The organism is Undibacterium hunanense (genome assembly GCF_014284335.1).
GTDB lineage: Bacteria > Pseudomonadota > Gammaproteobacteria > Burkholderiales > Burkholderiaceae_D > Undibacterium > Undibacterium hunanense.
Map to the genome: position 1 here is coordinate 239213 of NZ_JACOGF010000008.1, position 25534 is coordinate 264746.

General features: G+C 50.7%; 31 protein-coding genes. 5 read left to right on the forward strand and 26 right to left on the reverse strand.

What is annotated here, in order from left to right:
• Positions 1–274: 274 nt before the first annotated feature.
• Both H8L32_RS16680 and H8L32_RS16685 read right to left on the reverse strand, forming a co-directional pair.
• Positions 275–787: a glycine zipper 2TM domain-containing protein gene (locus H8L32_RS16680; protein ID WP_186948391.1), complete on the reverse strand. Its 513-nt coding sequence runs from the start codon at positions 785–787 to the stop codon at positions 275–277.
• A 561-nt stretch (positions 788–1348) separates the two neighbouring features.
• Positions 1349–2026 carry a hypothetical protein gene (locus H8L32_RS16685; protein WP_186948392.1) on the reverse strand — a complete coding sequence of 226 codons (678 nt, stop codon included), beginning with the start codon at positions 2024–2026 and terminating at the stop codon, positions 1349–1351.
• 257 nt (positions 2027–2283) lie between these two features.
• On the opposite strand from H8L32_RS16685, the gene H8L32_RS16690 reads away from it, so the two are divergent.
• Positions 2284–3282: a type II secretion system F family protein gene (locus tag H8L32_RS16690; protein WP_186948393.1), complete on the forward strand. Its 999-nt coding sequence runs from the start codon at positions 2284–2286 to the stop codon at positions 3280–3282.
• 612 nt (positions 3283–3894) lie between these two features.
• Here the strand turns inward: H8L32_RS16690 and H8L32_RS16695 are convergent.
• The 4 genes from H8L32_RS16695 to H8L32_RS16710 all read right to left on the reverse strand — a co-directional run bounded on the left by H8L32_RS16695 (position 3895) and on the right by H8L32_RS16710 (position 6751).
• Positions 3895–4863, reverse strand: a complete 969-nt coding sequence (locus tag H8L32_RS16695; RefSeq protein ID WP_186948394.1) for an MBL fold metallo-hydrolase — start codon at positions 4861–4863, stop codon at positions 3895–3897.
• Positions 4864–4939: 76 nt separating this feature from the next.
• The gene (locus H8L32_RS16700; RefSeq protein WP_186948395.1) at positions 4940–5698 is read right to left on the reverse strand and encodes a hypothetical protein; all 759 of its coding nucleotides are present in this window, start codon (positions 5696–5698) and stop codon (positions 4940–4942) included.
• Positions 5699–5733: 35 nt separating this feature from the next.
• Positions 5734–6246: an NUDIX hydrolase gene (locus H8L32_RS16705; RefSeq protein ID WP_186948396.1), complete on the reverse strand. Its 513-nt coding sequence runs from the start codon at positions 6244–6246 to the stop codon at positions 5734–5736.
• 25 nt (positions 6247–6271) lie between these two features.
• Positions 6272–6751: an Lrp/AsnC family transcriptional regulator gene (locus H8L32_RS16710; protein WP_186948397.1), complete on the reverse strand. Its 480-nt coding sequence runs from the start codon at positions 6749–6751 to the stop codon at positions 6272–6274.
• Positions 6752–7321: 570 nt separating this feature from the next.
• Between H8L32_RS16710 and kynB the strand changes: the two genes are divergently transcribed.
• The 3 genes from kynB to kynA all read left to right on the forward strand — a co-directional run bounded on the left by kynB (position 7322) and on the right by kynA (position 10260).
• Positions 7322–7969: an arylformamidase gene (kynB, locus tag H8L32_RS16715; RefSeq protein WP_186948398.1), complete on the forward strand. Its 648-nt coding sequence runs from the start codon at positions 7322–7324 to the stop codon at positions 7967–7969.
• Positions 7969–9222, forward strand: coding sequence for a kynureninase (kynU, locus tag H8L32_RS16720; protein WP_186948399.1), 1254 nt, complete (start codon positions 7969–7971; stop codon positions 9220–9222). Before kynB ends, kynU begins: the two co-directional genes overlap by 1 nt.
• 186 nt (positions 9223–9408) lie before the next feature.
• Positions 9409–10260 carry a tryptophan 2,3-dioxygenase gene (gene kynA / locus H8L32_RS16725; RefSeq protein WP_186948400.1) on the forward strand — a complete coding sequence of 284 codons (852 nt, stop codon included), beginning with the start codon at positions 9409–9411 and terminating at the stop codon, positions 10258–10260.
• A gap of 69 nt (positions 10261–10329) precedes the next feature.
• Here the strand turns inward: kynA and H8L32_RS16730 are convergent, their stop codons facing one another.
• From H8L32_RS16730 to H8L32_RS16745, 4 genes are all read right to left on the reverse strand, one after another.
• On the reverse strand, positions 10330–11109 hold the full coding sequence (locus H8L32_RS16730; RefSeq protein WP_186948401.1) for an ATP-grasp domain-containing protein: 780 nt from the start codon (positions 11107–11109) through the stop codon (positions 10330–10332).
• A gap of 159 nt (positions 11110–11268) precedes the next feature.
• Positions 11269–11790 carry an alpha-ketoglutarate-dependent dioxygenase AlkB gene (locus H8L32_RS16735; RefSeq protein WP_230412274.1) on the reverse strand — a complete coding sequence of 174 codons (522 nt, stop codon included), beginning with the start codon at positions 11788–11790 and terminating at the stop codon, positions 11269–11271.
• A gap of 67 nt (positions 11791–11857) precedes the next feature.
• A complete protein-coding gene (locus tag H8L32_RS16740) occupies positions 11858–12616 on the reverse strand; it encodes a hypothetical protein (protein WP_186948402.1) in 759 nt (252 codons plus the stop codon).
• Entirely contained in the window at positions 12609–13229 is a 621-nt protein-coding gene (locus H8L32_RS16745; protein ID WP_186948403.1) for a hypothetical protein, read from the reverse strand. The genes H8L32_RS16740 and H8L32_RS16745 overlap by 8 nt, the downstream gene beginning before the upstream one ends.
• On the opposite strand from H8L32_RS16745, the gene H8L32_RS16750 reads away from it, so the two are divergent.
• Positions 13228–13380 carry a hypothetical protein gene (locus H8L32_RS16750; RefSeq protein WP_186948404.1) on the forward strand — a complete coding sequence of 51 codons (153 nt, stop codon included), beginning with the start codon at positions 13228–13230 and terminating at the stop codon, positions 13378–13380. The two genes, H8L32_RS16745 and H8L32_RS16750, sit on opposite strands and share 2 nt — an antisense overlap.
• A gap of 177 nt (positions 13381–13557) precedes the next feature.
• Here the strand turns inward: H8L32_RS16750 and H8L32_RS16755 are convergent, their stop codons facing one another.
• From H8L32_RS16755 to H8L32_RS16830, 16 genes are all read right to left on the reverse strand, one after another.
• Positions 13558–13986, reverse strand: coding sequence for a hypothetical protein (locus tag H8L32_RS16755; protein ID WP_186948405.1), 429 nt, complete (start codon positions 13984–13986; stop codon positions 13558–13560).
• 2 nt (positions 13987–13988) lie between these two features.
• A complete protein-coding gene (locus H8L32_RS16760) occupies positions 13989–14255 on the reverse strand; it encodes a hypothetical protein (RefSeq protein ID WP_186948406.1) in 267 nt (88 codons plus the stop codon).
• A 311-nt stretch (positions 14256–14566) separates the two neighbouring features.
• On the reverse strand, positions 14567–14902 hold the full coding sequence (locus tag H8L32_RS16765) for a hypothetical protein (protein ID WP_186948407.1): 336 nt from the start codon (positions 14900–14902) through the stop codon (positions 14567–14569).
• 2 nt (positions 14903–14904) lie between these two features.
• On the reverse strand, positions 14905–15219 hold the full coding sequence (locus tag H8L32_RS16770) for a hypothetical protein (protein ID WP_186948408.1): 315 nt from the start codon (positions 15217–15219) through the stop codon (positions 14905–14907).
• 10 nt (positions 15220–15229) lie between these two features.
• Entirely contained in the window at positions 15230–15424 is a 195-nt protein-coding gene (locus tag H8L32_RS16775; RefSeq protein ID WP_186948409.1) for a hypothetical protein, read from the reverse strand.
• Positions 15425–15470: 46 nt separating this feature from the next.
• The gene (locus H8L32_RS16780) at positions 15471–17153 is read right to left on the reverse strand and encodes a DUF3990 domain-containing protein (protein ID WP_186948410.1); all 1683 of its coding nucleotides are present in this window, start codon (positions 17151–17153) and stop codon (positions 15471–15473) included.
• Between the two features lie 323 nt (positions 17154–17476).
• Entirely contained in the window at positions 17477–19135 is a 1659-nt protein-coding gene (locus tag H8L32_RS16785; RefSeq protein ID WP_186948411.1) for a lytic transglycosylase domain-containing protein, read from the reverse strand.
• Positions 19136–19167: 32 nt separating this feature from the next.
• Positions 19168–19635 carry a hypothetical protein gene (locus tag H8L32_RS16790; RefSeq protein WP_186948412.1) on the reverse strand — a complete coding sequence of 156 codons (468 nt, stop codon included), beginning with the start codon at positions 19633–19635 and terminating at the stop codon, positions 19168–19170.
• Positions 19635–20645, reverse strand: a complete 1011-nt coding sequence (locus H8L32_RS16795) for a hypothetical protein (RefSeq protein WP_186948413.1) — start codon at positions 20643–20645, stop codon at positions 19635–19637. Before H8L32_RS16795 ends, H8L32_RS16790 begins: the two co-directional genes overlap by 1 nt.
• Position 20646: 1 nt before the next feature.
• Complete coding sequence (locus tag H8L32_RS16800; protein ID WP_186948414.1) at positions 20647–21081, reverse strand: hypothetical protein; 435 nt, start codon at positions 21079–21081, stop codon at positions 20647–20649.
• Positions 21078–23705 (reverse strand): hypothetical protein, encoded by a 2628-nt coding sequence (locus H8L32_RS16805; RefSeq protein WP_186948415.1) that lies wholly within the window; start codon positions 23703–23705, stop codon positions 21078–21080. Before H8L32_RS16805 ends, H8L32_RS16800 begins: the two co-directional genes overlap by 4 nt.
• Before the next feature lie 156 nt (positions 23706–23861).
• Complete coding sequence (locus H8L32_RS16810; protein ID WP_186948416.1) at positions 23862–24116, reverse strand: hypothetical protein; 255 nt, start codon at positions 24114–24116, stop codon at positions 23862–23864.
• A 69-nt stretch (positions 24117–24185) separates the two neighbouring features.
• Positions 24186–24623, reverse strand: coding sequence for a hypothetical protein (locus H8L32_RS16815; RefSeq protein ID WP_186948417.1), 438 nt, complete (start codon positions 24621–24623; stop codon positions 24186–24188).
• Positions 24608–24799: a hypothetical protein gene (locus tag H8L32_RS16820; protein WP_186948418.1), complete on the reverse strand. Its 192-nt coding sequence runs from the start codon at positions 24797–24799 to the stop codon at positions 24608–24610. The genes H8L32_RS16815 and H8L32_RS16820 overlap by 16 nt, the downstream gene beginning before the upstream one ends.
• The gene (locus tag H8L32_RS16825) at positions 24792–25274 is read right to left on the reverse strand and encodes a glycoside hydrolase family 108 protein (protein ID WP_186948419.1); all 483 of its coding nucleotides are present in this window, start codon (positions 25272–25274) and stop codon (positions 24792–24794) included. The genes H8L32_RS16820 and H8L32_RS16825 overlap by 8 nt, the downstream gene beginning before the upstream one ends.
• Entirely contained in the window at positions 25271–25465 is a 195-nt protein-coding gene (locus tag H8L32_RS16830) for a hypothetical protein (RefSeq protein WP_186948420.1), read from the reverse strand. The genes H8L32_RS16825 and H8L32_RS16830 overlap by 4 nt, the downstream gene beginning before the upstream one ends.
• Between the last annotated feature and the right edge of the window lie 69 nt (positions 25466–25534).

Sequence of the window (25534 nt, forward strand, 5' to 3'; positions counted from 1 at the left end):
TAGCGGGATCAGGCAGCCGACAGGGTGGCAATATCATTTGTACGCATGGTGTTGTCTCCTGTGGGTGGTTGATGGTTGGGTGCTTGACGACGTGCAATCACGTGTCATCGTCGCAAGGCAGAGTGTGCCAGCAGACGCTTGGCACGTCAATCCCGGCGATGGTTGTGTTGCAGATTTTGGGGAAAGCGATTCAGGAAGAATAAAAAATTAGGGGGGAGCCTGGCTCCCCCGTACTACACATAATCACACAGAATCGAACAGATCAGTTTAGAAATTAGGGATTACGCTTGGCCACTTCATTACCAACATAACCGCCACCGACTGCACCGGCGATAGTGGCCAGGGTACGGCCGTTGCCGTTACCGACCTGGCTACCCAGCAAGCCACCGACAACAGCACCGATACCGATGCCGACCGGGCTGTTCTGGCTGGCGCGGGCTACAGGTTGTACAGGCGCCTGGGCAGGATAGCTATTGCCATTGGAATAGGTTCTTGGCTGGCTGCTGTGGCTGCTCTGTGCCACTTTAGGGTGGCTGACTGGTGCTGCATATTGTGGCGCAGGTTGCATGGTATTCATGCCAGATGTACCGTTGCCATTGCTGGCCAGGCTGCTGCCATTGAAATTGTCAGCACCAGCAACCGTAGCGGCTGCTGGTGCTGTCGTACTGTGCGAGCTGGGCAAAATACCGGTGATGGCGGCTGCACCCAGTAAGCTGACCAGTATGACCGAGCAGGCTGCGCCAGCGACCAGAGGATGAATTTGCTTGCCTGTTTGTGCTTGTTCCATATTGATCTCCTGATGATGGAAAAAAGTAGTGCTTGCCCCATTAACGCATGGACCAGCAAAAAAGGAGACCGGACAGGGTGTTACAGAAGTAAGCATTTGTAAAAACCTGTCTACGATCTTACTGCGCGAACGTGATCGGGGCTCATGTGCTGCTCAAAATACTCATTTACAAGAACTCATTTCATCAATAGGGATGAGTGCGAGCAAGGCGATTCGGGATGCAGTGCAAGGCGCGTCGCGTAGCCAAGGCTGGTGCCTTGGCAAGCGGCGCAACGCTGCAATGCGCCCGAATCGTCAGCTCCCGAAGGGTTTGCCTCATAACGCGTGCTGGACTGCGTTGGACTCGTTGTCAATAGACCCGCTATTGACTGCCTCGTCCGCCTTGCCAGCCCGCGTTATGAGGCAAACGCATCTCACCCCTATTGGTGAAATGAGTTCTAAAGTACATTCCGTTTTTTGCGCTGCTCTTCGGCCCCGCTGACGCTCGCTACAGATCGTAAACAGGTTTTAAGCATCAATCACTAAGCGCATCCATCAATAAGGATCGGTTGCATGAATTTATCAGCAGCCGGTAGATTTACGCTGTGCAACCAGCTTCAACAATTCGCCTTTGGCAGCGCCGCCGGACAAATACAGGCGCAATTCGGTGACGTTGTACTGGCTGGACGCATCGAAGATGAAATCGAGTTTGCCATCATGATCAAGATCTCCCACCCAGATGATCTTGGCATTGTTGTCTTCTTTGTTTTCTGTGTAATCAAACAGGTATTGGGCCACGCCGTTCAATTCCAGATAGATGCGGCCTTCGCGGTTTTGCAGGTGGTATTCATTGCCCTGCAAATGCATGAGCCTTTCTTGCCCCAAGGGTGGCAAGGTGGATAATTCAAATTCTTCGTCGATGGAACCATTGACGACCTTGGCTTCATCCGACAAGACGACCGCACCCGGTTTTAGCCCGGGGGCAGACAGGATCATGCGGGCATTGCTGATATTGGCCGATACGCGTATGCCGGATTTGGTGATGGGGTCAGGGATTTTTTTGAAATGCGGCTTGACCGTTACCAGCCGCCAGCCATGATCGGCCTGTTGCAAACCCAGCCAGGGGCCCTTGCTATCGGTTTTTGCTTCCGAAGCATGATAGTCCTGCAGTTCCAGAATGTCGGCCGCGATCGCTGATCCGCAGCAGGCAGCACACAGGGTGCCGCAAAGCGTAAGGATGGATAATCTGGATAAAGACATGGTGGGTTCCCCGGCGATTTGCTGTACTGATGCTTGATCAGGTCTTGCACTGATAGTCATCAACGAATAGGCGACAACAAATAAATAATCACAAACAAAAGCAAGATCGAAAAATATCTTTCAGGCATCATTTTACTAGCTTGTAGCCCTGCATCAAGTCTTCTTTGTGCGAAACCGTGATTATTCGTCTTTTTTACGAGACCTTGTCCACAAAAGACATTGCTTGCACAAAATTGTTTCATGGCACAATGTCATCTATGACTAGCACCCCTCATTTACCGATGCCGATAGGCATGCGTGCCGATATGTTGCAGCAGATGGCCGCTCTCAGCAAAGCCGGTATAGCGCCTGCTCAGGCAATGCCCATGATCAGGCTGCCGGGCAGGTATCAGGCCAGAATGGATGGCACACGGCGCGCCATGCAGAATGGGCAGAATATTGCCCAGGCCGGATTGCGCCATGGCTTGTGGACGCCACTGGAAGCCGGTCTGCTGGGCGCAGCACTGGCCGCCGGTGACCCGACACCGATGTACCGCCGCATGGCTGACTATTACACAGAGAAGGCCCGGCAGCTATCCGGCATACGTTCACGTCTGATGATGCCGGCATTTACGTTTGTGATGTTTTTATTTGTGACACCCCTGCCCCAACTGGTGGCCGGGACGCTGACGATGGGTGCCTATCTGTGGCAGGCACTGCGGGCGCTGGGCCTGGTGGCAGCGGTGGTCATGGCTGGGCAGTACGGCTTGCGACGCTTTCAGATGCGGCCTTTGGATGCATCTGCATCCTGGTCAGACCATCTGATGCTGCGCCTGCCGGTACTTGGCGCCATGCACAGGCGGCGTAACCTGGCTGATTTCTGGCAAAGCATGGCCTTGTTGCTGGAAGCCGGCCTGCCTATGTTTGATGCCCTGCCGCTGGCGATGCAGGCGGCAGACAATGTATTGATACGGCAGGAACTGGCGCGCATACTGCCGCTGGTGCAACAGGGTATGACGCTGAGCGACGCCTTGCGTACTATGCCAGCAATCATTGACCATACGCTGATGGGCATGGTGCATACCGGCGAAGCCAGCGGTAGCTTGCCCGAGATGCTGACACGCTATGCAAAAACAGAAAGTATCCAACTGGAACAGCAACAAAGGCTGGTGGCAGAATGGATACCGCGTGTTATCTACAGCATGATCGCAGCGATGATTGCTTATAGCATTTTCAAAAGCGGGGCTTTCATGCCGCATGCACCTTTGAATCCTTAGAACCTGCTTACGATCTTAAGCGCGAGCGCAATTGGATTCCACGCGGGGCTCATGTGTTGCTAAAAATGTTCATGCACCAGATTTGAATCCACAAAAAAGGACTTACGCAAAATTGTCCCAGCAAGGCTGTGTCGCTTTTAGGAAACCTCCCCTGCAAGGGAGGTTCGTTACGTTGGCAGGCAAGATGTTACCTGAAACCCCAACTCCACCGCAGAGACGTAGACAGTACTTTAGAACTCATTTCATAAATAGGGGTGAGATGCGTTTGCCTCATAACGTGGGCTGGCAATGGTAAAACTCTGGACGAGGCAGTCAATAGCGGGTCTATTGACAACGAGTCGAATTGTTCACACCTTGCAGTCCAGCACGCGTTATGAGGCAAACCCTTCGGGAGCTGGCCGCATTGACACTTCGCGGGCGCATTGCAGCGCGAGGTGGTGACATTGCACTTGCTAAGGCACCAGCCTTAGCTGCAAGTGTCACCCTTGACGCCTTGCACTGCATCCCGAATCGCCTTGCTCGCACTCATCCCTATTTATGAAATGAGTTCTAGTACCGAACTTGCTACATGCGGGAGCTGCAACGCAGCTGGAGCTGTTTTGTGTAAGTCCTTCATTTACCACCAACGATAATGCGTTGCATATCATTCGCAAACAAGATAGTGCCTGCATAATTCTTGCGTATGGCAGCAGTGCTTTCCATCTCGTGACCCAGCGTACGCTTCATGCGGTGTGACAGGACCAGCTTGCCTGGCCTGGCTGCACCGGCGATGCGGCCGATTTCTGTTGGCATCATGTGCAGCAGGCGGGCGACCTCATCAGGATCATTTTCGCGGGCGGCATTGTGGGCAACCAGTACGTCAGTGCCCTGCGCCAGTTGATCCAGCGCCTGGTCGCTATTGCTGGTGTCGCCGCTGAAGGTGACACTGCAATCCTTGCTGTCTACCCGCCAAGCCAGTGACGGCACGGGGCCATGCAAGACCGCGACCGCGCTGACCCGCACATCGTCGCTGCTATTGCCATCACCGATGTGATAGCGCTTGATTTCCTTGTCCTTGGGGGCGACTTCTTCCAGTTCCATCTTGAACTGGCTGCTGACATCCGGGTCGGCATAGTCTGCCAGATAGGCATATGCACCGCTGTCGCGGTTGAACAGTGCATGGACAAACTCTTTGACGCCGGGAAAAACGCCGCGTTTGGCGGGACCAAAGACGCGCAACTCCTTGTTATAGCCTGTAAATGGCAAACCCTTGACCAGGGCAGGAAAGTCCGCCGTATGATCCACATGAAAATGCGAAAACAAGACCGCATCCAGATCTGCTGGATTGGCTCCGGATTTTTCATAATTCAGTGCTGCACCACTCCCAAAATCGATCAGTATCCTGGCCTTTTGATCGACCCAGACCAGGTAAGAAGTGGAAGCACGCTGGTCACTCAGTTCTGGCCCGCCCGAGCCCAATACCTGTACCACGAGTTTGCCTGGCTGGCAGACGGCTGCGACGGCAGAGCAACTGATAGCCAGCGCACCACAGGCAATGGCCAGGGCAATACCCACTTTTTGCAATCCATTTTTTAGACGCATTTTCTTATCCCTTGTCGCAGCAAATGCTTGCCATCAGATTGCCATGGAGTCGCTCTTTGCCCGGTTTTATCAGGTCTTAATTTTGCTTGAGATAGTGCTGTATATCCGCCACCCTGATCTTGCGCCCCAACTTGTGTTTCTGCGCTTTCATTTCACGTACGATGACATTCAATTCGCTGACTTTGGGGCGCAAAGGCTTCAGTGAAATCGCCAATACAGGAACGATCTGTTTTCGCACATAGCGGCTACCGGACGTCAGTATCTGCCAAAACACCAGCAGCAGGCTGATCACCATGGTTGCCAGCAGCGCCTTGTCGGCATATTGCGGAATGTACCTCTCTGCCAGATTGGGCACGGTCTTGAAGAGCACAATGCTGGCACCAACCGCAAGGCAGAATTCGAGATCAAGCGTGACCTTGGCAAGTCGCCGCTCCACCATGGGGGACAAAAGATAGAATGGGGTCTTGATCAGCGAAAACCGGACTTCATCCTTTAAGGATTCAGGCGATTTACGCACGATTTCCTCCAGCGCCAGTCGGTCCTTCAATACCTCGAACATGTGCGGATTCGAGGTTTTGACCAGTGCCGGCATGGGCTCATTCTTTTTGGGAACGCTTGCGTAATCCGACAGGTCAGCGTTAAGAATGGTCTTGCATTTCTGGCAGGTACGCTCATAACCGATCAAATCACCCTGGCTGACGGTGATGTAATACAGATGGCCAGCCAGACCTACACGCCTGACTTCAAACGCCCTGGGCTTGCGGCAGATGGGACAAAAATCGGCAACATAGCCAAGCTTGCTAAAAACATGTTTTTTCCCCCAGACGATAATCATCGACACTCCGCTTTTTACGATTTATTGAGAGGGTATCATTCGATTTCATGCTGCACAATATGTTGTACAGGGAGTTGCTTATTGAGTTGCTTATTGAGTTGCGTATTGAGTTGCAGCCCGGTCAAGGCCTGGGCCAGAAAAGATGGACGTATATCCAGTTGATGTAAATCTGCCAGCCTGAACCAGTCAAAATGCAATTTCAACTTGCCTTCCGTGCCGGTGTACGGGCCAGCCGTGGTCAGCAAACGCGATTCTGGCTTCAGATGCGTGAGAAAGTACAAACCCAGTTCATGATGTTTCTGTCCCCGGTAGGTGAAAAAATTTTCCACGGTCCACAGCAGTTTTTCACAGGTCACCACTTCTGCCAGTTCCTCCTGCATCTCTCGCACGACGGTAGCGGCAGCAAGTTCACCGGCATCTACGCGGCCGCCCGGCACGAACCAGAAATCATCACCTTCTATCTGATGCAACAAAACACGGTCGCCATTGAGTATCAGGGCGGCAGCACGCAGGTTATAGCGGTAATTGTCAATGTCAAAAGAAATCATAAACTTGTTTGTGCGCTGACCAAGATTACTCTGTAGCGACCAGCAAGCTGGTGGCGATCTGCTGCGTATCCTTGAGCGTCTGCAAGACGATGTTGGAACGAATGTCGAGTACGCCTGTGGTTTTGTACAGACGTTCCAGCACAAAGGCAGAATAATGTTTGAGATTGCGTGCCCGCACACGCAAGAGGTAATTGGCGTCGCCGGTGATGATGTAAGAACCGACGACTTCCGGCCACTGTTGCAGGGCCTGCGAAAAATTCTCATGCCATTGTTCGACATCGCGCCGCATGGTGACCTGGACAAAGGCATCCACTTCCAGCCCAACGGCAGCGGCATCTATCACGGCACAATAGTGATGGATGATACCGCCCTCTTCCAGCATACGCACGCGGCGCAGGCAAGACGAAGGCGACAGGAAAACCTTGTCAGCCAGATCCTGATTGCTGATGCGGCCATCAGCCTGCAATTGCTGGAGGATTTTCAAGTCGGTTGCATCGAGTTGCATCAGTGTCTCCTGTTATTTCAGGGTTTAAGTGCTAGACCTCTCAACACAGAGACACAGAGGTGGCACAGAGGGGCACAGAGAAAAACAAAGAGGGAGGGTGACTCCTTGCAAGCTGCCTTCGTCACGAAGGCATGCGGCATGCAATATGAATTCCCTACGATGCCACAGAGAAAAACAAGAGAACTCTTCAATGCGTGAAAACTAGTCCTCATCTCTCTACTTAGTTTTTCTCTTTGCCTTTCTCTGTGGTGTAGCAGGGAATTCATGCGGCATGCCGCATGCCTGCGAAACGAAGGCTGCTTGCAAGCAGCCCTTCCTTCCTCAGCGCCTCTGTGGTGAGAGGTTTTTTTCTATTATTATGATTACTGGATATCAATCTACCCAATAATTGCAAAAACACAAACAACATGGTGCTTTTGCGCAATGCACAAAGCCATTTCTGCATTATCCACCACTATTTCACTTATTTGGCGCAGTTTATTCTGAAAATATAGTTTTTAAACTGGCAATTTGCAAGAACTATTCAGGCAAAACGGCATAAAATCTCTGCATGTTTTTACAGGAGTCAGCATGTCTCTACCCGCCCCACAGATCTGGGATATCACCCCGCCCATACAACCTGGCATACCAGTCTGGCCGGGTGACAGTGCCTATAGCGCCGAAACCACCTGGCAGATTGCCGATGGTTGCCCGGTCAAGGTCAGCAAGATCACCATGTCCACCCATACCGGCGCGCATTGCGATGCCCCATCACATTACGATGCTGCTGGCAAATCCATCGATGAAGTGGCGATCAGCACCTATATCGGCCCTTGTCGCGTCATCCATTGCATCGGTGTGGCTCAGGTTTTGCCGGAACACGTGCAGCCATTTTTAGCGCAGTTGACGCCCTTACCTCAGCGGGTATTGTTCCGCACTTACACGCAGGCACCGCAGATGGCATGGGATAGCGATTTCCCCAGCGTTGCAGCGGCCACCATCGATTTGCTTGCCCAGCATGACGTGCGCCTGATAGGCATAGACAGCCCCTCGCTGGACCCGCAAGAATCCAAAACCCTGGATGCCCATCTGCGTGTGAAAGCACATGAAATGGCGATACTGGAAGGCATAGTCCTCGATGACATCGCCGCCGGGGATTATGAATTGATTTGTCTACCATTAAAACTCGCCGGGCTGGATGCCAGCCCGGTACGCGCCATACTGAGGAGTCTGCCGTAATGACACAAACCACCACAACCCGTAGCGATTGCGAAAAACTGGATCAGCAAGACCCGCTGGCCGCCCTGCGTGAAGAATTTGATTTGCCCGCCGGGGTGATTTACCTGGACGGTAATTCGTTGGGTGCCCGCCCCAAAGCCGCGCTGCAAAGAGCGCAGGATGTCATCACCAAAGAATGGGGAACTGACCTCATCAAGAGCTGGAACACGGCTGGCTGGTTTGACTTGCCATCCACGCTGGGCAACCAGCTTGCACCCTTGATCGGTGCCGAAGCAAATGAAGTCGTGGTGACGGATACCACATCGGTCAACCTGTTCAAGGCCATTGCTGCCGCCTTGCAGATACAGGCGCCACAGACCCGGCGCAAGACCATCATCACCGAGCGCAGTAACTTCCCTACCGATATCTATATGGCGGAAGGTATTACCCGCTGGCTGGATCGCGGCTACCATATTCACCTGATCGATTCGCCAGATGAACTGCCGAACGTCATCAATGACAGCACGGCACTGGTGATGCTCACGCATGTGAATTACCGTACCGGCTATCTGCATGACATGGCTGCCGTCACCGCCCTCGCCCACCAGCATGGCGCATTGATGTTGTGGGATCTGGCACATTCTGCCGGTGCCGTGCCTGTGCACCTGAATGTGGCAAATGCCGATTTTGCCGTCGGCTGTACCTACAAATACCTGAATGGCGGCCCCGGTTCACCCGCGTTTATCTGGGTACCGGCTCACCATCAGGAAGCATTTCACCATCCATTATCCGGCTGGTGGGGCCATGCCAGCCCCTTTGCCATGAACCCCGGATTTACTCCCACCCCAGGTATACGCCGCGCCCTGTGCGGCACTCAGCCGATTACTTCGCTGGCAATGGTGGGCTGCGGCCTGGATACCTTCGGCAAGACCGACATGCAAGCCATACGAAAAAAATCACTGGCACTGACTGACCTGTTCATCAGCCTGGTAGAAACCCGCTGCGCCACGCATCCGCTGGAACTGGTGACACCCCGCCCACACCAGCAACGCGGCAGCCAGGCCAGCTTCAAGCATCCGCATGCCTATGCTGTGATACAGGCGCTGATACAACGCGGCATCATCGGCGATTACCGTGAGCCCGCCATCATGCGCTTTGGTTTTACGCCACTGTACACCCGCTACGTCGATGTCTGGGACGCAGCCGAAGGCCTGCGCGATATTCTCGATAGCAAGGATTACGATACAACGGCGCAGCGGAATGCTGTGACTTGATTTATTAAGACCTCTCGATTAAGACCTCTCAACACAGAGGCACAGAGACACAGAGAAAGGCAAAGAGAAAACCCTAAAAAGAAAACAGAAGATGATTTTGTTTTTCTCTTGCTTTTCTCTGTGTCTCCGTGTCTCTGTGGTTAATGGTCCTAAAAGGTCTTCAGTTTTAAATTTTAAGGAAACATCATGAGTAATAACGAACAGTCTGGTAAATGTCCTATGTCCTGGCATGGGGCGCAACTGGATTTCAGCGAATCCATGAGCTATGGTGATTATCTGGGTCTGGACCAGATTTTGACAGCCCAGCACCCGCGTTCGCCCAACCACAATGAAATGCTGTTCATCATCCAGCATCAGACCAGTGAACTGTGGATCAAACTGATGCTGCATGAACTGCATGCCGTACGCCAGCACATCCGCAATAACGATTTGCCACCGGCATTCAAGATGCTGTCACGCGTCGCCCGCATCATGGATCAATTGGTGCATGCATGGGATGTCCTGTCCACCATGACACCGAGCGAATACACGGCCATCCGCCCTTACCTGGGGGCATCATCCGGTTTTCAGTCACATCAATACCGTGAACTGGAATACTTGCTCGGCAATAAACAAGCCACCCTGATGGCGGTACATGAAAGCAAACCCGACATCCACGCCACACTGGACGCCGCATTGCGCACACCATCCATCTATGATGAAGCCATCATGCTGATGGCACGCCAGGGCTTTACGATAGACGCAGAACGCCTGCAAGGCGACTGGTCACAAGGCGTGGTCGCCAATGAATCGGTCAAGGCTGCCTGGCTGAAGGTGTATCAAACACCAGAACAATATTGGTCATTGTATGAATTGGCAGAAAAGCTGGTGGACATGGAAACCGCCTTCCGCATCTGGCGCTTCCGCCACGTCACCACAGTAGAACGCATCATCGGCTTCAAAACCGGCACCGGCGGCACCGCCGGCGTCAGCTACCTGCGCAAGATGCTGGATGTAGTCCTGTTCCCGGAATTGTTTGCTTTGAGGACGGCGTTGTAATACGTTTGGTCGTCGTAATAAAGTCTGCATACAGAACGATTTTTTCTGTATGCAGCGCTCATCATTAATTCAAATGGTAAACGCTTCTTCCAATGCCAACACCAGCTTTTGCACATCCCCTGCGTAAAAACCGGATGAATTGAGTGTATTGATCTCTACTATTTTCAGACCATTTTCGGTGTCGCACACATCAATGACGAAAGCGTCATGTGGCTGCCATTCCTTTATGCGCTCTTCTACATAGGATGTTAAACGATCATCTACGTCGCTAGAGTAAACTACACGGTCACCACGTTTATAAATGGACTTGGTAATGATACTGCCCTTAATCACCCAAAAACGCGCTTCGCAATAAATCACGATGGGCTTGACGACTTGTATCATGGTCTGCGGCGTCAAACTACTGCCGTCTTCGAGTTTCAAATCACAGACCAGCCGCTGCCAAGTCTCAAATTCATCCCGCGAAAATACACGCCCAGCAAAATACTTGGAGTCGTTGGTTGGTCGCACAAACATCAACTCTTCAGTAAATACAGCATCCTGGAAGCTGCTGATGACAGAGCTTGCATTGAGCATATGCTCGCCCCAATGTTTCAATTGCTGTTCAAAATCCTGTTCAAACAAATCAAATACCCCGGGTTCCCAACTACTACGTTTTGCAATATGACGCATGGAATACGAGCCAATGCAGATGACATTGCGATGATCAAGCGCAGCAGGCGGCTCTAGCTCGCCAACAAATGGCACCACTTTGTGCACTGAGTGAGCAAGCCCAAACCTGTCAATCGTTTGCAACAAATGATCCCAGCCCGTTTCGGAGAAAATGTTATTTTGTATGACCCAATGCATAGAATTAATAAAGTTTGTTGGTAAAGAAGACCGTTACAAAGCCGATCGAGGTAGTATGATCAACAATAGCATTTTGGCACACCCCAAATGAAATGCCTGCTTTACGGAAATTTTGTGCGCAGTCTTAAAGCAAGATGCTGGAAAATCTCACGCATCACGTTACGGGACAATTTTCCTGAAAGTCATACTGATCCTTTCACCCGCCCCGGCTTCTTTGGGAATCGCATGCAACCAGTCATCTTGGATGGCTGCTGACATATACAACAGGCTACCTGGCGGTAGCGGATAGGCAAATTCCTGGCTTTTGTCAGCTTTGCTTCGGTAAACGATTTGGCGCTGGCTGCCGAGAGAAATAATGGCAACACCGCTTCCTTCAGCCAAATCGCCAGTGAAATCCGAATGAAAACCCATGGATGAATTGCCGTCGGTATAGAAATTCAACAGGCAATTGTTCGGCAAAAAACCCAACTCGTTTTCTATCGCTTTGCAAACAATCTGCAAAAAACCCGGCATGGTATTGGGTGCATACCTTATTTGCGAATAATCGTAGGCAACACCAAAGCTGGCTGTCTTGCGAGCGCGCATCCTTTCATCCCAGACGACTTCATTCTTGAGTTGCATGAACAAGGTATCCGCTTTGGGAAGAAAATCGTGCTTCAAAGAAATAGATGGTGCTTGCATGCTTTCGTGAGCGTTATGGTGTGAGTGAAGACTGTCAACTATTCCATTACAGAATAGATTATTTAATTTATTCACCTATCTTCAACCCCAGCCCTTCTGCCGTAGCTGGTTCTAGCGGCTGGGATTTTTGACCGGCACGTTCAATAAAGCTGACATGAATATCGCTCTTGCCGGCAAGGTATTGGATCATGATGCTGGCAACGTCATCACGGACGAGGTATATTTTTCTGATGAAGTCTTTGGTAACTTTACCGTCACTGCGTGTGATGATTTCTTCTATCAGTGTATCGGTCTGTTCAACAAGAAACTCATGATATTGGTTGGTAATGGGCCGCAACACCACTCGGGTGGAACGATTATTCGCTGCGGGCAATATCGTGCGCGTGTACCCTGTCATGAATAGCAATGCACAGGAACCAACACACAAACCACGGGCAGTGGTGGACAGGTGATGTTGTTTTATTCTGTCATGCAAACCCATGATGGCGTCGATATCAATGCCAGAGAAATCCATCACGCCATTGAATTCAAGTATGGATATGGCAGGATTGGCTTTGATAGCAGCATCGAATTTTTCCAGCACGGCCTGGTCGATTTTGTTTTCTATGCGAAAGCGCTGGGCTGTCACTGATGACGCTGACGGCGCTGGGGCAAGCACCGTGGACTGTGTAGTATTTTCTGAGTTTGCTGATACCGATACAGGCGATGGTGTTTGCGCCAAAGCACCACTACTGGATATCAGCATGCTGACTGCCAGACATAAGCTGGCAATATGTGTAGACAGGCGGTGACCCTGGTAGCTGGAAATATAGATATGCTTATTCATCGATCTTGATTCCTAAATCTGCGGGTGTGGCATCGCTGATCTTGATGCGTTTGGCACCGTATTGCGCTTGAAAGAAGACGTGGCCGCCAGTACTGATGGGCTTGCGGTAAATATAGATACCGCCGCTTCTGTCAGTGGTGTCATACATTTTATTGAGCAAATCCAAAGGCAGTTTGCCCTGGCTACGCTGATGCACGATGGAAATCAGGTCATCATTGTAGGTACGTTCAAAGGCACCCGTGGCGGCAGAATGGATAGAATGCATGAGCAAGACGGTTTCGCCCCCAATCCTGGCGGGCAATAATGTGCGTTCATGCCCCATCAGAAAAATATAGGCACAAGTAGATGCACATTCGCCACGGGCAAAAGTATGTAATTGATGCTGATTGATGCGCCACTGAAACTGATAGGCGATCTCTGGCGCGATGCCGGATGCGCCGGGGATGTCGATGAGTTCAATTTCTTTCAAATCCGGCTTTGCTGCCAACGCTGCATCGAGCGCGGCGATATGCTCACGTGTGAGTGTACCGGTCACCAGATGGCGCAGATGCGGAGTACTGGGAGTTGGAACGTTGGCCTGATCACTGCTGCTAGTGTCAGCGAGTGATGGCATGGATATACCCGCCAGCAAGCTGGCGAATAAATGGGGCAGGAAAATCCTGATATGGGGGATGGGGCGCATGAAGTCCGGGCAAAATAAAATGAACAGGTTTGCTGCTCCCCGCCATGACTACGCAGGCATGAAGAACAAGGTCTTCATGTAATCATGAAAATACTTTTTTGGCAAGATGCAAGGTATCAAAAACTCAGTGCGTCACTCGCGTCTTGGCAATCTATCGCCAGCCTTGATTGCTGAAATTTCAATCAGCAATCTCAGACAGCTTAGAACATGAGTATCCGCTATTGACAGTACACCTCACTGCTTCGGGTGTTTGGGCCGTTTATTTTTTATTTAATTCCTCATTCAACAAACGATTTACATCTTCTGCATTATCAAAGAAATATATCGGTTCAAATTCTGCAGATACGCCTTCAAACTTATTTGAAACGTTTTGCCATATTGAAGAAAAAAAATCCTCTCTCACCATAACTTTGATCTCATTAACATCAGAACGAAATCTCGAAACCTGTGAATTTAAAAGATGCATCACCGTAAACTCTTCGAGTGCAATCCATTTTTCGCGCAAATAATTTATTGCTTCCTCTTTGAGTAATAAGCTGTCCATATCAAATCTAAAAGATGCCCACCCCCATCGGGCAGGTAACGCTAAGTGAGGAATTTCGTCTTCAGAAACAATTACACTACCGCAATTTGTGCAGGTCATATCGCTTTTTGAATATTTACCACAAATATCACAAATTATTTTCATACTTAATTCCCCTTAAGAAGAAATGTTTTGGCACCGCCACTATAAGTCTTAAGCATTTCTTCCCAACTCATCGTCTTACCAGTTTGGGCATCATATAAATATCTTTCACCGTTCGGTAGAATCTCTCCATAAATCACATGTCCGTTACCTTTGGTTGCTACGCGAGGGAATACCGCATAATGACCGGCATGTGCGAGTGGCTCATTGAATGCTGCCGGGCTGCCTTTTAAGCCAGTTGCATTTTCAATATATGCAAGTGATTTTTGCACATTGAATTGACGTTCTTTTCCTGAGACTTGGGACCATAACTAACTGCTCATCAATCATCAACTCATTAGACTCATTTTTCAAATTACTCATAATACGCATAGCAGCCTCATCTATTTTCTTAGGACCGTCTCACAAAAAACTCTTGTCTTGTATTTTCATCAAAGAGTACGTCCGAATCTCTCTCGCGCCGGACAAACTTTAAACTGGAGGCGATATTTTCTCCATCAACAAAGTGACTAGCCGCGCTCAAAGAAGACGCAAAATCCCATCCTTCTGGCACAACGACATGCTTGATATTACTTTGAAAATATTAACAAACGGAAATAGGGCATTTCGGATTATTATTCCAATCTGCCTCCCCAAAAATGGCCCAATCACAATCAGACGTCATACCACGTCTCTGATCTACTACAACCAAGTCCATAGCGATTCCGTCATTTTTAAAAACCAAGCCTTGCCTAACTAAATATTCAACGTAGCTCTTTACATCTGCTGGGACCATAAAACTAACGGAAGCCAGTTCCCCATCGGAGCAAAGGGTTTTATTGGGAATTGAAGACATAAAATGTTCAACACCACCAGAAAACCTATTTACTATAGACTCACAACGAAGCACAACAGATATTGCTTCAATCAGAACTGCCATTTTCACTCTCCAAATAAATCAAGTCCAAATTTTTTTTGCCAGTCGATGAAAGCGCGTTCATCTGGAATATGAGCGAGTCCTTGATAGTAATGAATCCGATCTGCCATTGCATTCGCCTCCATGTGACAGAAAAAATCAACATTCTGAACAGGAATGCCGAATTTTTCACAAAAAACAGGATTTGTAAAATTTGCATAATAGGCGTTCACTAACTCAACGGCGTCATCCGGCAAATACTTATAACGAGATTGAAGATGAGAAACAACTCGCTCAAATAAATAAATCTCGTCCTCGTCGGAAGATACATTCAATAGCATTTCACAACTCCTACTTCACCATATAATTGTTAAACAGATTTACGGCCTTATCAGTATGAATACTGGTCTGATTTGCACGCCCTTCCCAATTTCGAACCTCACCATTCTTACCAAGCCGCTTAAATAAAGGTCCTTCAACTAAGTCAAATTTAGGCGATGCCCATTCAGCAGGTAGCAAGTAAGGTACATCCAATTTTTTATTCATGCTGACAAAATTTTCCCACTCTTGATTTGGCGAATCAAATTTCAACCTATTCAACTTTTTCAAGTTCCGATTTCGGAATCCTAAATTCAACCAAGGCTTGCTCTTTATTTACCATTGTAGCGGATTCGATGGCTTCCGCTCTTGATATAGTCATATAGAATCCCGCGCCAAAGTCATTGAGCGGTTTTGATTTAGACAAATCAATTCCTGAGATCCTAATCGAGCTTATGCTTGCAGGGGAGCTACCATGATAGAAAGTTGTAAAATCACCCGAATTATCTAAGGCAATTTTATCTGCCCCATACGACGCCAACTTTTCCGCGCCATGTACCCTACTTAATTTACCAGCATTACTCCAGGCATTAGACCCTCCTGCGGCAGCCATGGTTGCGTCGGTTCCATACTGCCCGAAGCGTTGCGCATCATTGCTTGGCGTCCAGGTATGCAATTGCCAGGGTTGCGAATTGCGGAAGGTTTGATAGATGTCATTTGGTACCAGTCCGAATTGGTTGCCAATTGCCATATATCCTTCGGTAGCCAACTTGGTACCCGCGATGGGCAAATTAATTAGACCAGGACCTACATTCAAGATGCTTTTCAACGATCCCTTACCGGCTTCCAGCGGAGCCTTACCAGCGGCCCTGGATGCGCGCACGATGGCTTCGCCAACCGGATCACGCACAGGGGTATTGTCTACCGGTACCCACTCAGTACCTGAATAGTTACCCATCGCATCATAGATTGGGCGCGATGCCATTGCTGGGGTATCATTCCCTCCGTCAGGACGGTAAGTAATTGGTCCTGTTGCTTCTGAATTGCGACCGCCCATTTTTTTGCGCGACCCGTCGGCTGCTTCCTGGCTCACGGTGCGGGGCTGGCGTGCTGCTTCTTCTGCCTTTGATGCATACAATGCTTGATATTGTGCATCCCTTGCCAGGTAATTATTCTTCTGCCGGTCTGTCATGTCTGCCTGTCTGAGTATATCCAGACTGGGGCTCTCGATAACGCGATTGACCGACAGGTCGTGCGCGCTGCTGAGGTTGTTGTAATTGGCGTACTGGATCAGTTCATCTTCACTTGGGGTGTAGCCGTAATTGCGTTTGAATAAGTCGGTCAGGGTATCGCCTGATTCGGTGACATCGCGGCCATCAAAGTTGCCAGCCTGGTCGGACGCTTTTTCTGATCGCATCAGGTCATCTTTGGTCGTGGCAACATTACTGTCACCACTGGCCACAATGATAGCTGGCAAACTGTTCATTACCTCGTCAACGCTAGCTCCATTGTAGATATTCATCTCATCAGGCTTGATTCCCTTTACTCTGTCGATTTCATTGCGTAGCTCTGGGCCGATGATGCGTGCTCTATTTGCCTGCGGAGTGTCAGATATTTCCTCTGGTGTTTGTTTATCTTCAGAGGAGTTATGCCTGTCACCCGCATCTTCAGAATCAACTTCGGATGAAGTGAGGGAGGTGCCAGGACTTGCATAGTCGCGGATCAGCAGATCTGCACCCGATGGCCTTGAATTAATACCGGTGCCGCCCGCAATGTGCATGGCGAGCTGACGGAGAAAATCGTCGATAACATTTGCTTTCTGGGTCAATGCCTCTTGCTGGTCTTGCGCAGTGACATCTGTTTGTGGATAGGCGTGTTCTGGCATTTGTTCAGTACCGACGTTGTCATCGAAGGCATAGGGGTCAAGGAAATAAGGGACGCTGTGGTTTGCGTACATCGTGTGTTTCCTCTTGCGTTTTCTCAACCGGTGACTACCGCAGCTTGCTTTGTCTGGCGCGGTTTAATGGGTAGTCGCTATTGTTGCAGCGAGTGATGTCAGCGAGTGATGCATGGATATACCCACCAGCGAGCCTATGAACAAACGAGGCAATGCAAGCCTGTGGTGGTAGGGAGATCGGTATGAAGTCTGGGTGACTACTCCCCTGCCAGATGATACGGGCATGGGGAGCGAGGGCTTCATGTAATCATGAAAATACTTGTTTGGTAAGATGTTGAAGAAAGGAGTTCACAGCAGTCTAATTGAGCAAGGGAAAAGGGCTATTACTCTTTTTCTCTGTAGCCCAACACCTTTTTCGCATATTCAGAAACCTCTTTCAGCTTGGCATCAATTGCCCACTGTTCCGCTTTTTCTGCTGAAGCACCAGGCTTGCCAGGGAGATAGGGATTATATTTACTACCTCCACCTTTCAGGTAATAGCTGTATATGCCGGTATCCTCTATCGCTGGCGCAAGATATTTGGGATTCAGTGCAGCCGCTGCCGGGTCACTTTGATTGTCTTCTTTCGCATTGGCAATGGCTTTGTTGATCGTGCCCGGGCCGGCGTTATAGGCAGCAAAAGATAATTTTTCAAAGTTCGGATCACTGCTTGAAATATTGATTGCTTTTCGGATATCCTGGAAAGCATAGGCACCAACCAGGATATTCACCTCTGGGTCTGATCTGTATTTGGCAAAGTCGCTGTATTGACTCAGCTCCTTGTGTTTTTTTACAGTCCCTTTCCATGTATCTCCTATCACCTGCATGACTCCACTCGCTGCGCCTGGGCTTGACCCTGCGCGGGATGTGGCAGGATCGTTTGTTCCTCCTGACTCCACCTTGGCCATGGCTCTCAGACTCGCTCCGTCAACATCAGTCTTTTCTACGGCAGAGTCAAAATAGGAGCTGTATCCATCAATTATTTTAAAGCCATCTCCATTGGATTTGGGTGATTTTATCTTTGGTAATTTGTTGAGTTCAATTGATGGAAGCGGATTTTTTTCATCCTTTTTGTCCGAAGACAATGGCTCAATTTTCTGGACAATACTGCCGATATCGTCATGCAGTTTTTTCGTATTTCTTCTGTCCAGTTCTTCGGCATCAGGTTCACCCCGGCTGTCAAAACGTCTGTCGTTAAAATCCGTATCCCTTGGTGTTTCTGGTTTCAGGAGGTCAAAGAAATGACGGGCTGTTGCTGCCGCAATTTCTTCCTTGAATGCCCTGGCTTCTTCCGGTGTACGTTGTTGCGCTGCTTCGTAACGGGAATCGGTGAATTCTCTGGAGTCTGGTGGCGCATTCAGGCGATCAGCGATTTTTTTGGCTTTGTCATACAGGCCACTGATATTCACATTGCCGGCATCAAGCTGGCGATTGAAGGCGGCAAATCCTGGCGTATTAACATCGTTTTGCAATTCGTCATCCGGTATGCCTGCGGATTGCAGATGATTGATTTGATCTTGATTTCTGGTCGCCAGCAGATAAGCCGCATATTTGTCTTTGAGCGAAGCGGAGGATGCACCTCTCACCCGGTCAATTTCTTTCTGGATGGCAGGGCTGATGGTGCGCGGTTCACTTGCCCGTTGCGGTTCAGACGTCTGCTCTGGGACTTGTTCATCATCGGGAGTGTCATAGCCAGAATCTGAAGACGCTGGATAGCTGCTGTCGCTCTCATTGACCAGTGACAGCAAATTTGCCCCGGGCGCACGGGAAATAATGCCGTCACCAACGGGAATGTTCAGGGCGAGCGTGCGCATCAATTCGTCGACGGCATTTGTTTTGTTCTGTGTCAGTCCATCCTGTTGGCCTTGCCCTGCCAGGTCATTTTGTGGATCTGCATCCTGCGACTGATCGGGCATCTGATCTGCATCACCGTTTTCATCGTCGGCATCAGGGTCATTCGCATAGGGGTCGTTCGAATATGGGCTTCTGTAGTTTGTGTACATGGTGTGTTTCCTCTTGCGTTTACTAAATGGGGCTAACGTGCCCTGTTCTGTCTGGCCCGCTGCTGTTTGGCATAGGCCACCAGTTGTGTCATGTGGTCTTTGCTGACACCAAACATTGGCAGCACGGCGTCTGCCACGGCCTGGGTGGTAGCGGCGATCAGGTCGGGTGTGATGGCCAGGCGTTTGACTTTGACCAGCAGATCGAGATATTCAAATGCAAAGATCATGGAGGCAGGAACAACCACTTCCAGCGGCATCTGCTTGTTGCTTTGGGCATAGAGGTTGCTGATCATGCGGGCAGCCCCTGCGCCGGCATCCCTGGCTGGGTTGCCGGCCTGTGCCATGCGTTGCAGTCGCATTTCTTTATTCTGCGGTGCATACATGATCGTCAAACCGGCATTGACGACTTTGGACAAGGCACTTTGAAATTGCGGTGGTACTTTGGACTGAATACCTTGCTCGGCCTGTGCGAGCATGGAATTGGAAGCTTGGCCGAGCATTATGTTCTCCGTACTGAGTTGATGATACCGAAACGCGGGACGTCACTGCCGTAGCTGGTCTGGGCCAGTTTCTGGCGCTGTATGTCAAGCGCAGCTTGCTGGTTACGCTGGTTTTGGATGCTCCCAGGGATTGATAATGCCATTTTGGCGAAATCCATCTTCTGCCCAGGGGAAAGCGAATCCCATTTACTACCGAGTTTGTCGAGGAAGCTTTGATTTTGTGGCGTGCCAGAGCCAGGAACCACACCCTGTATTTTTGAGTAGTCATTAGGGATCAGCTCACCAGAATCCAGACCACCTGCCAAATCTTCGCCAGCTACGGCAAACTTGTTGCTGGTCGTAGTGTTGACTGTCCCATTTGTGTTAAATTGAAGCCCGGGCTGGCGTAGCCCATTTGTTCCACTTGCTGGATTAAGTACGTCATCAACTGGTGCACCTGTGATTGCATCATCAATCGGAGGGGGCTGCATAGGTGCAGTATTTATCGGAGTGGTCTGCGCAACGGTATTTGCTGTATCTGCACCTGCCACTGTTGCCTGGTTGCCGATCAAATCTTTACCGGCGAGATCGCTACCAACGATATCTGATCCTGGCGTTCCGGGTGTTGTATCGGCAATTCCCGAGATTTTCGAGTAATCATTGGGTATCAATTCAGCAGAGTCCAGTCCACCTGCCAGCCCATCGGAAACGGCATCACTTACTGAATCACCTAATGCATCACTGGCAGCATCTGTAGCAGCGTCACCCGCTGCCTGGCTTGCTGCCTCTGCGCCTATCTGCCCCGCTGCCACATCTGCCCCGGCTGCGCCCAGGGCGCCTATTCCGGCATTGACCAGGCTGCCGATGCCGCCGACCATGCTGATCTCGCCCCCAATCTTCATCAGGTTTTTATTGCCGGTGACCGCCCCCACCACGGTGGTGGCCATGCCGACGGCGGATATCGCTGTCAACACGGTGGCGACGGTTGTCACTTCAAATGCCGCTACGACGGCGGTTACAACCCATGCCATATTATTTTCCTTCCAGTGTTAATGTTTCACAGTGATCCAGGTATTCCTGTTCGTCCCCGGCGGTGAAATGCTGTTCTATCTTGTCGATGTCGGTTTCATCGGTGCCGTGTATGCTGGTCCAGATGCAGTCTGTCAGTGTTGTGGCGATGCGTTTGGTGCCTGCCGGTGAGACGACAGTGAATGGTGCCTTGACATGCACCAGACCGGCCTCGGTCGTCACCAGCATTTCGCCTTGCGACAAGATGTTGAGGTTGTCGTATTTATGGATACGACCAGTGAGGGTGATACCGGCAGGGATATGCAATTCACGTGCATAGACACCGCAGGCAAAATGGTTGATGACTTTTAATTCCACCTGCGGCAGTTCTTTCATTGCTGCTTCGAGTTCATTCACCTGTCGCCGGGTAATGTGTTTTGCTTCTGTAATGTCATTCATGGGAACACCAGTTGGTCACTGACATCGACCTTGGCCGCATCAATTGCGGCTTGTTGTGCAGGTGTAAGCGGGCCGGTAAAATTGCTTCCGCCCGATGTTCCACCTGCTGTACCACCCGCACCGCCACTATTGGTGTTACTGACGCCACCAGCCCCTACATAATTGCCGGTACCGGCCAGGGCATTCTGTTCTTCACTGGTCAGTGCAACATTCAAGCCGGATGCACGTGCTGCAGCGGTCAGGTTAGCCACGGCTGCCAGTTTTGCATTCGCATCCATGCCGGGCTGAATTTGTATGGTGGCAATGCCATTGATGTAATTGTTCCAGGCGGTTGCCTTAATTTGACTGGATGCAGTCGCGGCAGAATTGGCATCATGCACAGCGTTCAGAGTTTGCTGGCTGGCGTTGTTCATGCCTGCAATAGTTTTCTGGCTGGCGGCGCTGACATCGGCAATATATTTCTGTGTTGCTGCAGAAAGATTGGCCGTTGCCAGCGAGGTATTGGCGCTACTGTCAGTGCTGTATTTCTGGGTCGCAGCATTGCTGTCTGTATTGTATTTGGATGTGGCGGCATTGATGCCAGCGACACCCAGGGTCGTATCAGAATTGAGCTTGGCAATGGACTGGTTGGAATTGATGCCCAGAATATTGTTCAGCAGCGTATTGCTTTGACCAGAATTGAACTGACCAGCCACATTGGCTGCATTAAAGTTCTGCAATGCATTCTGGTTCAACTGATCGGTGTTGTACCCGGCTGCCTTGGCATAAGTTGCGGCATCAGCCGACGCAATCGGAGTGGCATTGCGCATGACGGCATCCAGGATCGCACTGTCACGTATCGTACTATTGCCGGTAAAACCTCTGGCGGCCGCATCTTGTGCGCCGGCATTGGCCCAGGCCTGATAATAGGGATTGTTCGGGTCTATCATCTTGCTCATTTGCCCTTGCGTGGTCTGGTCGGCGGTGACAGCCCAGCTTGCCGGATTGGCTAGCTGGGCTGGATTGTATTGATACGCGCCGCTTGCGCCCTGGTACACATTGGATGTGCCGTTGCCGCCCAGCCCTGCCGATGGCGGCGGTGCCGCACCACCTGTTGTGCGGTTGATGATGCCGCTGCCATTTGAACTGGCGGCACCAGTGCTACCAGCAGCAGAAGTTCCTGCTGTTCCGGCTGCCCCTACTCCTCCGCCTGCGCTGCTGCCACGCAGTGTGCCATCTGGATTGAATGTCTGGCCCGGCACATACTTGGCTGCCAGAGACGGTGCCGAGTTGTAGCGCAATTCGTAATAGGGGTTGTAATTGGGATTGGCTACCCAGGCGCCGTTCTGGTTGATGTAGGCCTGGTCAGGTTGATTATTCTGACTGAAATCCCAATCTGCTCTTTGCTGCGGTGTCATCGCTGCCATCTGGGCAGCTTCATAGACACGCGAGCTTTCCAGGTTATAGCGGGCCGGGTCGGTAATCTTCAATGCGGCATGTGTTTGCGCATAATTTTTAAGCGCATCATTGGCCGTCACGGTAGAACCAAAACTGCCGTATTGCGCACCACCATAATCAAAGGCAGTGTTGTAGCCGCTCGCATAAATGGGGGAATCAATCTGCTGGCCATTGACCTGATAGCTTGACATGCCAGGCGTGATAGCCTGCCCGCTGCCACCACCACCTTGCCAAAAACCATTGTCGGCTTCCAATTGGGCGGCTGTTTCAGATAATCCGGCAGCTTTCAGGGCCTTGATGCGGGCGTTTCTGGCCTCGATGGTGTCATTGCGTGCAGCACCGGTCGGCACCCAGGAATTATTCGGCCCGCTATATGAGCCGGTAGGACCGGCCAGACCTGCGGCCTTGTACACGGCAAGAGGATCGACACCAGCCGTAAAGGAATCCATGGTGGGCATGATGCTGTTGCCGGAAAACGTACCCAGTGTATTGGATTTGGCAATACCATTTTCATCAGTCAGCGGTGTCAGCCCCATGGCTTCGTTGTAGTGCGCGGTGCCATAGATGTCATTGGGATCATTCAGCTTGGCATAACTGGATGGCAGTGCCGTGGCACTGAGGCCGACTGCGGCACCGCTGGCAATGTTTTGTTTGGCTGATCCGGTAAAGGCCTGGTGGGCGGCATCATAGCCTTTGGACAGAATCTGGTCATCCCAATAGGCCATGCCTGCAGCGTCACCGGTGTGACCCAGTTCCCTGTACCAACTGGCTGAATTTTGCGCGGCTGGCAGGTGTATGGCTTCATTATTCTGCTTCGCCCCTGCCAGGAAACTTTTGTACACGTCATCCGGATTGGCAGCATTGGCCAATTGCGCCTGCCAGTAATTGATACCGGCAGCATCACCAACACGCCCGAGAGTGCTGGTGTACCAGTCCGCAACGTTGACATTGTTCTTGTTTGCTGCGCTGGTGGTAGTTTGGGTCACGTCTGGTGGCGGTGGTGCTGAGGCCGGGGCTGGGGCCGGAGCGGTGACTGCGGTATTACTGGCAACAGTTGTTGTGCCGGGTGTGTTGATAATGCCGTTGTTGCCGTTGTTGCCGCTGGTCAGGCCGCTCTGGCCAATTTGGGATGTGGTGGGCGTATCTGCTTCATAGTAAGAGATGCCATCTTTGATTTTCCAACCCATGTTTTTCCTCTGTCGAGTGATGGAATGATTAGAACGCATCCCTGTTTATGAAATGAGTTCAAGTGGACTGCATATATGTAAATCAATGCGGGAGCAGGGTGCAGGTAGCAGGAGCGCGTTTTTTATTACAATCCGCTCTGCTGACTGCTACCTTCCCTATTGATGCTCAGGTACTTTTTTGACATTGGCGACCAGGGCATTGAACAGGGGTGTGACCAATGGCCAGACCTGTTCGATATGCTCTTCCAGGTTGAGGCTGGCGGCGATGAAGTGGCGAACCTGCAGGGCTTTTTCACTGCCGGGTGCATCAGGGATCAGATTTTGTATGGTGACGATCAATTGCCTGATCTGGTCTTTGTTTTGCGCCAGGAAGTTGATGATCTGCAAGATACTTGCGGCGATTTGTAGCATGATGATTCCTTTAATATTTAATGAGTACAGGTAGCGGAAAGGCTGATGCCATTGATATGCCGGATATAATCAGCCGCGATAAGTGGTATCGAGTCCGGCAAGGGGATTGTCTGAGTCAACGAATTGTTCGCCGACGCGCGCAGCGGTGTGAGGGTCAGGCTGCACTGGTTCTGATGCCACAACCGCTGGTGCTTCTGGCACGCTGCTGATGACTGAATGATCTTCAATTGGAGCTGGTTCTGCCCTTGCCGGCAATATGCCGGCTCGCTTTGAAGTAACAAGGGGGAGCACGACGCCAACCAGGGCAATAATCCCAGTAGCAATGCCATTGATCTGTTCAGGCGTAACCGCCAGATGCAGGCCAAAAGCATCCCCAAAGCTGAGCATTGCGCCAAAGAAGGCAGCCAGGACACCAATGGAAATGCCTCCGGTTTTCCAGGCTTCGACATTCGATACCTCGCTTCCCTTGCGAAACAAATTGATTACAGCACCTATTTTTTCAAACATGATTCTTCCTCTCGTGCTATCTGAACTTCTGCAGTTGTGATAGCGTTGAATGATGCGATGGCAATCGTTTCCTGCCAGCCATCGCAATTTTTTGCCATGGCATGTACTTTCCCATCAAGCAGGACCAGGGCATCGCCATCCATATTCCGGCTGAATGAAATGACCGGGTTAGACATGTTGCGATTCCCAAAGCATGTTGTTGGCAAGGCGGTTCAACCAGCCGGCACCGAAACTGGCCCAGCCGGATAATTTGGTATAAAACCGGATTCGATGCGCGACCATGCGTTTTGCCAGTTTTTCCGGATCGCTTTTGACTAACGCAGCCATTGTTACCGGGCCGACAATGCCATCGTCAGCTATCTCAAGGGAACGCTGGAGAATTCTGGCCGCTGTACCGGCACCGCAATTGACTGCACAATCAAAAAATTCAAATGCAACAGCCAGTGGAAAGTTATCGAGCTGATTGGTATCCCAAAAGTCGCGCCGGTACAGGGCTTTAGCCTGTTCGATAGTCAGTGCGGCGATGTCCAGGTTCGGATAACTGCGCTGGCTGATGCCATATTTAGTCAGCCGGCCATGGTCCAGCGGATGATTGGACACCCCACCTTCATTCGCCAGCAAGGGGGCGATACATAATTCGAAGTGATTCATTTTTTTCTTTCTCTGCTGAGTTTGTGCAGTCTGGCAAGCCAGTCCTGCACGGTTCTTGTTTCAAGGATGCGTATGCATGACCAGATCAGCGACGCCAGGGCCGCCAGGGAAGGTAGCCAGCCCGCCAGTGTGGCCAGCATCGTCCCTATGGACAGGGCATCAAGCCAATGCGTAAATTGTGGATGTTGCATGCGGTTTTATCTTTCGTCAGGCAATAAAAAACCCGCTTGCGCGGGTTGTTGTTTGCGTGGTGCGGTATT